Here is a 7310-nt window from a genome sequence, read left to right on the forward strand (position 1 = left end):
CATCACTTATAACTGTTGACCGTACCAAGGTGATAGTTGCTGTTGCAACCAACGTAAAAATAACTCAAAACTCACCGCGACAACGGCAATCACAATAATTCCTAAAATCACGGTATCGGTAATCAGAAATTGCGCAGCTGATTGCACCATAAAGCCAATGCCACGATCGGCCGCAACTAACTCAGCGGCAACCAATGTTGACCAACCCACTCCTAGACCAATTCTTATACCTGTTAAAATATGTGGTAATGCTGTGGGCAAAATCACTTTCCAAAATACTTGCGCCTTTGTCGCACCGAGTGACAAAGCAGCACGTTCACGATTAAGCTGATGACTGATAACACCGTGCGTACTACTGATAATCACTGGCGCTAATATCGAGAAAAAAATCAGCAAAATTTTTGTGGTTTCTCCAATACCAAACCAAATGACCAACAGCGGTAAATATGCTAAAGGTGGAATTGGGCGTAACAATTCAACCAATGGGTCAAGCACAGCTCGCGCATATTTATTCAGCCCCATCCATAATCCAACTGGAACACCGATTGTAATGGCAGCAAGCAATGCAAATAAAACTCTAGAAATACTGGCAGCCAAATGTTGCCAAAGTGTGGCTTTCATAAAACCCTGCTGACTGACTTCTATAAACTTTTGCCAGACTGCTTGGGGACTAGGTAAAAATAATGCGGGTACAACATGCAATGCTGTGATCAAAAACCAAAGCAGTAACACACTAAAAACACTCAGTCCACTTAATGCCAGACGATGATGTCTGTTTAAGAATATTCGAAAACTTTCAAAAGAACGCGGTGATGCAATTTGTGCTGTCTTGCGTTTAGATATCTGGTTCTTGTAAGCAATCGACTCAGTCCGACTATTCATCACAACACCTCATGACTTTGTTGCTTTTGTTCGCGTAATCGATCAAATAACTGCTCCCGCAAAGCAATAAATTCTGGATCAGATTTAATCGAGCGGATCGACTCTCCCGCTCGATAGCGTTCAGCAAAATTTAAATGTAGTGTTTCCACAATTTTACCTGGATGAGCGGTCATCAACACCAACTGCTGACTAAGCAATAAAGCTTCTTCAATATCATGGGTGATCAAGAAAAAACCCTTATTTTGCTGAATCCATAAATCCAGAACGAGTTGCTGCATGGTTTCTCGTGTAAAGGCATCCAGCGCTGCGAAGGGTTCATCCAATAAAATGAAGGGTGCGTGACTCACCAAAGCACGGGCAATTCCTACACGCTGCTTCATACCGCCTGAAAGCTCCCAGATATTGCCCCGCGCGACATGAGACAAACCTACAATTTTTAAAATTGAATTTACTTGTTGCTCTACTTCACTTTCCCTTAAACCTTTCAGTTCCAAAGCAAAGCCTACGTTTTGTTCAACATTGAGCCAAGGCAATAACGCATGGTCTTGAAACACTACCGCCCGACGCGCATCTGGCCCATTCACAACTTCATGATCAATTTTGACTTGCCCTGCATCCACTTTTTGAAAGCCAGCCAAAATATTCAATAATGTGGTTTTACCGCAGCCAGACTCGCCTAAAATTACATTGAGTGAACCCGACTCGATCGTTAAGCTAATATCTTGTAAAACTGGCAATGTCTGTTTTGGAAACTGTAATTGCAAATGTTCTGCTTTCAATATACTCATGACACACTCCATTTATTTAAAAAAGGCGGTGCTGACATTTTCAGCATAATTCGCTTTGACTTGATCGACCTTACCCTGACTTTTTAAGAAAGTGGCCGTATCAAAAATATTTTTAGCAAACTCACCTGATAATGTTTTTTGTTGCTGCTCAAGATTAAGATAATTATTTCCCGCCAATAACAAGGGAATATCTTTCGGATCTGAACCTGTTAATTTGGCAATCTTGTCAATGTTTGACTGATTCTGTACAAAAGCTTGTGGATTTTGCTGATAGGCATCAATTTGTGTCAGTGTAGTTTTTACAAAAGACTTGAGGAAATCTGGATTTTTTTCTGCAAAGTCTTTACGCACGACCCATAGATCATAAGTCGGTGCACCCCATTCGCCGACTTGTTTAGAATCGGTGAGTACCGTTCCTGTGGCTTTGGCTTTGCTTAAAGCAGGTTCCCAAACATAAGTTGCATCAATATCGCCACGCTCCCAAGCCGCAGCAATTTCAGGCGGGCGCAAATTAATAATTTTGACCTGATTTTCAGAAATGCCCCAATGTTTCAGCGCAGACAATAAACTGTAATGCGTAGTCGAAACAAAAGGCACAGCAATGGTTTTACCAATCAAATCCTGTGGTGAACGGATGTTGGACTTTTGACTCACTACCAATGCTTCTGAGCCACCTAATTTTGCAGTAATTAAAAACACTTCAATAGGGACATTTCGGCTTGCTGCTGCAGCCAATGGACTTGATCCAATATTACCAATGACGACATCGCCCGAAGCCAACGCATTGACTACATCTGAACCCGCATCAAATTTTTTCCATTGAATATGCTGACCACTATTTTTTTCATAATCTCCATTGGCCTGAGCAACTTTACTCGGATCAACACCTGTTTGATAGGCAATAACAACAGACTTACGGGACACTGTTTGTGCATCAGACGCTTGGTCTTTACGATTTTGATAAACAATAAAAGCAACAATCGCCACAAGGACGATTGCTGTAATCCACAAAGGTTTAGAATTTTTTTTGCTCATAACATTCAATAAAAGTCATTATTAAAATAAATGGTATGGCACTCGGCTTTATAATCTAAAATAATAAAAAATGGATTGCTTATGCGTATTTTAACAATAGAAACTTAGAAACATTTTGCACATACCAAGCATAGGTCGATAGCCCGTTAAACTCCGATGAAACGACTCGATAAATGGACGAAAATACAGTTAGCAGACAAATCATGTCGCACTGCCCTAGTGCTTTCAATTTTTTTTTGGCATGATGCAAAGTAGATCTCTCAAGAACAGTAATAAATGGAACAAATGCGTTGGATGGAACTGTTTTCAGCAGTTCGTTTAGGTAGTAAAAAAAGTACAACAGAGCTGGGGCGAAGCCCATTTCATAAAGATTATGATCGCATCATCTTTTCTCAGAGTTTTCGTCAACTCAACCGTAAAACACAAGTTCACCCCTTTGCACTGCAAGACGGTATCCATACTCGCCTGACCCATTCTCTTGAAGTATCTTGCATTGGTCGTTCACTAGGCATGATGACCGCCGAAAAAATAAAAGACGATTTACCCGCATGGATTTCACCCTCTGATGTCGGAGCGATTATTCAAGCTGCGTGTCTAGCCCATGATATTGGCAATCCACCTTATGGACATGCAGGCGAATATGCGATTCGCGAATGGTTTGATGATGCCTCTCACAATGATTTTTTAAAAGAACTTAGCCCCGAAGAAGAAGCTGATGTACGCCAGTTTGAAGGCAATGCGCAAGGTTTACGTTTATTAACGCGCATTGATTATCACCCCAATGATGGTGGAATGCGTCTGACTCACGCGACCTTAGGCGCTTACCTAAAATATCCTTGGCTTTCTAAAACCATCGATTCACAAGGCGATCGACCTTCCCACCAACGAGCAAAATTTGGCTGTTATCAAACTGAAAAAGAAATTTTAGTCGAAATTGCTGAACAACTTGGTTTGATCCAACTTGGTGAATATCATTATTGCCGTCATCCATTAACCTATCTACTTGAAGCTGCGGATGACATGTGTTATGCGCTGATTGATCTGGAAGATGGTATTATTTTAAATATGCTGACTTATGAAGAAGTCGAGCCTATTTTTCTAAATCTCATTGCAGATTATGGAATTCCAGACGAGTTAGGACAAAGCAATACCACGTGGCAACAAAAAATTGCAGCTTTACGTGGACGAGTCATGAAACGTCTGGTTGCTGAAGTTTCCAGTGCCTTTGCAAGACATCATATCGAAATATTATCGGGACAGCTTGAAGGAACCTTATTACAATATTGTCCTGCGGATATTGGTTTGGGGATCGAAAAAGCCAAAGATTTGGCTCGCAATAAAATCTTTGAGCATCGGCAAAAATCTGATTTGGAAATTATTGCACATAGTAGTTTGCAATCTATTCTGGATGCATTTATTCCATTGTCCGTACCGCAAAAAGCTTTGAGTTTTAAAGAAAAACGGCTCATGTCCATTTTGCAGCAGTTTGGTGCCAATTTTCAGGATAATCACTACCAGAACATCATGCAAATACTGGATATTATCAGTAAATTTTCAGATCATCAGGCCTATGATCTTGCACAAGTACTACAAGGCCGCCGTGCAAGTTTTATGTAATATCTCAATAGTTTAAGAGATTTAATTTTTATATTTTAGGAAAAAAACATTCAATGATCGGTTGTTTAATTGGTGAAGTATTTGCACTTGAAGCCCCTACGGTACTGCTCAATGTCAATGGTGTTGGCTATGAAATTGATACGCCACTTTCAACATTTTGCCAATTACAAAAAGGGCAAAAAGCGACCTTATGGACACATTTGGTTGTTCGTGAAGATGCTCAACAATTGTATGGTTTTTTGGAAGCTCAGGAAAAAACCATTTTCCGTACTTTACTCAAAGTCAATGGCGTTGGCCCCAAAATGGCACTCGGTATTTTATCGACTTTAAGCGTTGAGCTATTAATTCAAACTATTGAACATGACGACATCAATACATTGGTAAAGGTGCCTGGTGTGGGTAAAAAAACAGCAGAACGTCTAATGATTGAACTACGTGATCGATTTAAAGCATTGGCCAATCAAGGTGCATCGTCCACCAACAGCAGTATGAGCCAAATTCAGTTTGTATCAAACTCGCCTATTGCCGAAGCCGAAGCTGCATTACAGTCATTAGGCTATAAACCAATTGAAGCACAAAAAGCAGTTGCTGCGGTCAAGGCCGATCACACCGAAGCGGCAGATCTCATCCGCGCTGCTCTCAAATCAATGATGAAGTAATCAATCATGCATGACCGTTTAATTAGTGGCAAAGAAAAACCTGAAGATCAATTTGATCGTGCGATTCGCCCGACTTCTTTGGCAGACTACATTGGTCAGCCCGTGGTACGTGAGCAAATGGAAATTTTCATTGGTGCTGCACGTGGACGAGGTGAAGCACTAGATCACACCCTGATTTTTGGCCCGCCAGGACTCGGTAAAACCACACTTGCCAATATTATTGCCCGAGAAATGGGAGGGAATTTAAAATCCACTTCTGGGCCAGTGCTGGAACGGGCTGGTGATTTAGCTGCCATGCTGACCAATCTTGAAGAAGGTGATGTGTTATTTATCGATGAAATTCATCGTCTTTCTCCTGTCATCGAAGAAATTTTATATCCAGCGATGGAAGATTATCAACTGGATATCATGATTGGTGAAGGGCCAGCGGCACGTTCAATCAAACTAGACTTACCGCCATTTACACTGGTTGCTGCAACAACACGCGCAGGCTTGCTCACCTCTCCTTTACGTGATCGTTTCGGGATTGTGCAGCGTTTGGAATTTTATTCTGTTGAAGACTTAACGCATATTGTGACTCGTTCTGCCAACCTAATGGATGTACCGATTACTCGCTCAGGATCAGAAGAAATTGCCCGACGTTCACGTGGTACACCACGTATCGCCAATCGTTTGTTGCGCCGCGTTCGTGACTATGCTCAGGTAAAAGGCACAGGCGAAGTCACTCAGGATATGGCGCAGCGCGCACTGGACATGCTCAACGTCGATAAATCTGGCCTAGATACACTCGATCGACGTTACCTGAGTATGATACTAGAACGTTTTGAAGGTGGCCCCGCAGGAGTTGAAGCCCTTGCTGCCGCAATGGCTGAAGATAGTGGGACTTTGGAAGATGTCATTGAGCCGTATTTGATCCAACAAGGCTACGTGATGCGGACTGCACGAGGCCGAATTGCGACCAATCAAGCTTATGCGCAATTTGGAATGACCCCACCTGAGCCGCGTTAAGAAAAGCGAAGCTTTTTAGCGGCGCAAGACGAACAGCTATGCTGTGAGTGATAGCAATAAGCAAGGCAACGCTTCTTACGGAATATATTCCTCATGCGCAAGACGAGAAGCTATGCTTCGAGTGAAAGCGTTAAGAAAAGCGAAGCTTTTTAGCGGCGCAAGACGAACAGCTATGCTGTGAGTGATAGCAATAAGCAAGGCAACGCTTCTTACGGAATATATTCCTCATGCGCAAGACGAAAAGCTATGCTTTGATTAAAAGCATTAAAAAAAGTGAAACTTCTTGCGGAATATATTCCTCACTCTCAAACCTTTTGTAAATCCAGCTTTTCTAACTTAACCATAAGCTTGTCAAAGTTCATACCATCCACATTCAGCTTAAATTTTGTTTTTAAACAGTCTCTAATTTCTTCGACTGTGGTGAATTGTTGCTTTGAATTTCCATTTTTACCATAGACCATCAATTTGCCATTTCTAAAATTTAATCTTTTGTCTTCATCAACAATGCTAAAAATTAAATCCTGCGTAAATAAAGAATCTGGCGATGTAGAAATAAACCAATTTGCAATCATAATGTCTGATTGAGCAACAGATTGCTCAGGATTTAAGGCATATATATTAATCCATTCATTACGAACAAAAGCTTGCACCATATATTGCATGCCAATTAAGGCCTCCGCTACTATGCCAGATTCTTTTACGGGGATAATGCGATAAGGTTCAAGCGGAGTCAGTTGTGTTTCACCTACTAAATGAAGTGATAAAACCTGAGCTGGGGTCATGCCACCAAAACCAGGATCAAACAAAAATAATTGATCATTTTGAAATTTAACAACAGTCACCAGATGGGTACGAATTGGTGCTTCCAATGGATTTTGCTGATAATAAACACGAGCAAGTAGATTGCATGCGTTATAACCCAATTCATTCAAAACTAACGAAGTCAACAAATTTTGCTCTAAACAGTATCCCTCTCTGCCTTCCACAAGGAGTTTTTGCGCAATATCATTAACATCTATTGAAACTTTGTCACCTAAAAATGAGTTCAGATTACCAAAAGGCAAGTGTTCTATATGCCTAGAAAAAATTAGCTTTAAATGATCTAGATTAGGTCTTAAATTTTCTGAAAAACCTAATTTATTTAAATATAGTTTTGAGATACGATCATCTGGATTCATATGATTTAACACCTGATATTCATTCACTACTATTTTTCTAAATTTATTTAAATGTATCTTAACTACAGATACAAATTGATTTTTTCGTACTGATTGATCGTTTATTTCTTCTTGTCATTAGGTGTATTAGCCCCCATTAAAAC

Annotated in this window: 7 protein-coding genes; 3 read left to right on the plus strand and 4 right to left on the minus strand. The window is 40.6% G+C overall.

Annotated elements, in window-relative coordinates:
- Nucleotides 1-6: 6 nt before the first annotated feature.
- Genes tauC through tauA form a run of 3 tightly spaced genes read right to left on the minus strand, consistent with a single transcriptional unit; the run spans nucleotide 7 to nucleotide 2705 of the window.
- Entirely contained in the window at nucleotides 7-882 is an 876-nt protein-coding gene (gene tauC, locus A7A69_RS08950; protein WP_152877128.1) for a taurine ABC transporter permease TauC, read from the minus strand.
- Nucleotides 882-1670, minus strand: a complete 789-nt coding sequence (locus A7A69_RS08955; protein ID WP_152877130.1) for a taurine ABC transporter ATP-binding protein — start codon at nucleotides 1668-1670, stop codon at nucleotides 882-884. Before A7A69_RS08955 ends, tauC begins: the two co-directional genes overlap by 1 nt.
- 12 nt (nucleotides 1671-1682) lie before the next feature.
- Nucleotides 1683-2705 carry a taurine ABC transporter substrate-binding protein gene (tauA, locus tag A7A69_RS08960; RefSeq protein WP_152877132.1) on the minus strand — a complete coding sequence of 341 codons (1023 nt, stop codon included), beginning with the start codon at nucleotides 2703-2705 and terminating at the stop codon, nucleotides 1683-1685.
- A gap of 276 nt (nucleotides 2706-2981) precedes the next feature.
- Here tauA and A7A69_RS08965 point away from each other — a divergent pair, with 276 nt between their 5' ends.
- From A7A69_RS08965 to ruvB, 3 genes are read left to right on the plus strand one after another with little or no spacing between them, the layout of a single operon-like run.
- The gene (locus tag A7A69_RS08965) at nucleotides 2982-4322 is read left to right on the plus strand and encodes a deoxyguanosinetriphosphate triphosphohydrolase (RefSeq protein WP_120370209.1); all 1341 of its coding nucleotides are present in this window, start codon (nucleotides 2982-2984) and stop codon (nucleotides 4320-4322) included.
- A 53-nt stretch (nucleotides 4323-4375) separates the two neighbouring features.
- The gene (gene ruvA / locus A7A69_RS08970; RefSeq protein WP_120370210.1) at nucleotides 4376-4981 is read left to right on the plus strand and encodes a Holliday junction branch migration protein RuvA; all 606 of its coding nucleotides are present in this window, start codon (nucleotides 4376-4378) and stop codon (nucleotides 4979-4981) included.
- Between the two features lie 6 nt (nucleotides 4982-4987).
- On the plus strand, nucleotides 4988-5989 hold the full coding sequence (ruvB, locus tag A7A69_RS08975) for a Holliday junction branch migration DNA helicase RuvB (protein WP_120370211.1): 1002 nt from the start codon (nucleotides 4988-4990) through the stop codon (nucleotides 5987-5989).
- A 305-nt stretch (nucleotides 5990-6294) separates the two neighbouring features.
- Here ruvB and A7A69_RS08980 read toward each other — a convergent pair whose 3' ends face one another.
- Nucleotides 6295-7167 carry an arylamine N-acetyltransferase family protein gene (locus tag A7A69_RS08980; protein WP_152877134.1) on the minus strand — a complete coding sequence of 291 codons (873 nt, stop codon included), beginning with the start codon at nucleotides 7165-7167 and terminating at the stop codon, nucleotides 6295-6297.
- Nucleotides 7168-7310: the final 143 nt, after the last annotated feature.

Origin of the sequence: Acinetobacter guerrae (genome assembly GCF_009372255.1) — a bacterium.
GTDB lineage: Bacteria > Pseudomonadota > Gammaproteobacteria > Pseudomonadales > Moraxellaceae > Acinetobacter > Acinetobacter guerrae.

Coding starts and splice junctions, on each gene's coding strand:
- tauC (WP_152877128.1), bottom strand. CDS start 882: ATGAATAGTCGGACTGAGTCGATTGCTTACAAGAACCAGATATCTAAA.
- ruvB (WP_120370211.1), top strand. CDS start 4,988: ATGCATGACCGTTTAATTAGTGGCAAAGAAAAACCTGAAGATCAATTT.
- A7A69_RS08980 (WP_152877134.1), bottom strand. CDS start 7,167: ATGAATCCAGATGATCGTATCTCAAAACTATATTTAAATAAATTAGGT.
- A7A69_RS08965 (WP_120370209.1), top strand. CDS start 2,982: ATGGAACAAATGCGTTGGATGGAACTGTTTTCAGCAGTTCGTTTAGGT.
- A7A69_RS08955 (WP_152877130.1), bottom strand. CDS start 1,670: ATGAGTATATTGAAAGCAGAACATTTGCAATTACAGTTTCCAAAACAG.
- ruvA (WP_120370210.1), top strand. CDS start 4,376: ATGATCGGTTGTTTAATTGGTGAAGTATTTGCACTTGAAGCCCCTACG.
- tauA (WP_152877132.1), bottom strand. CDS start 2,705: ATGAGCAAAAAAAATTCTAAACCTTTGTGGATTACAGCAATCGTCCTT.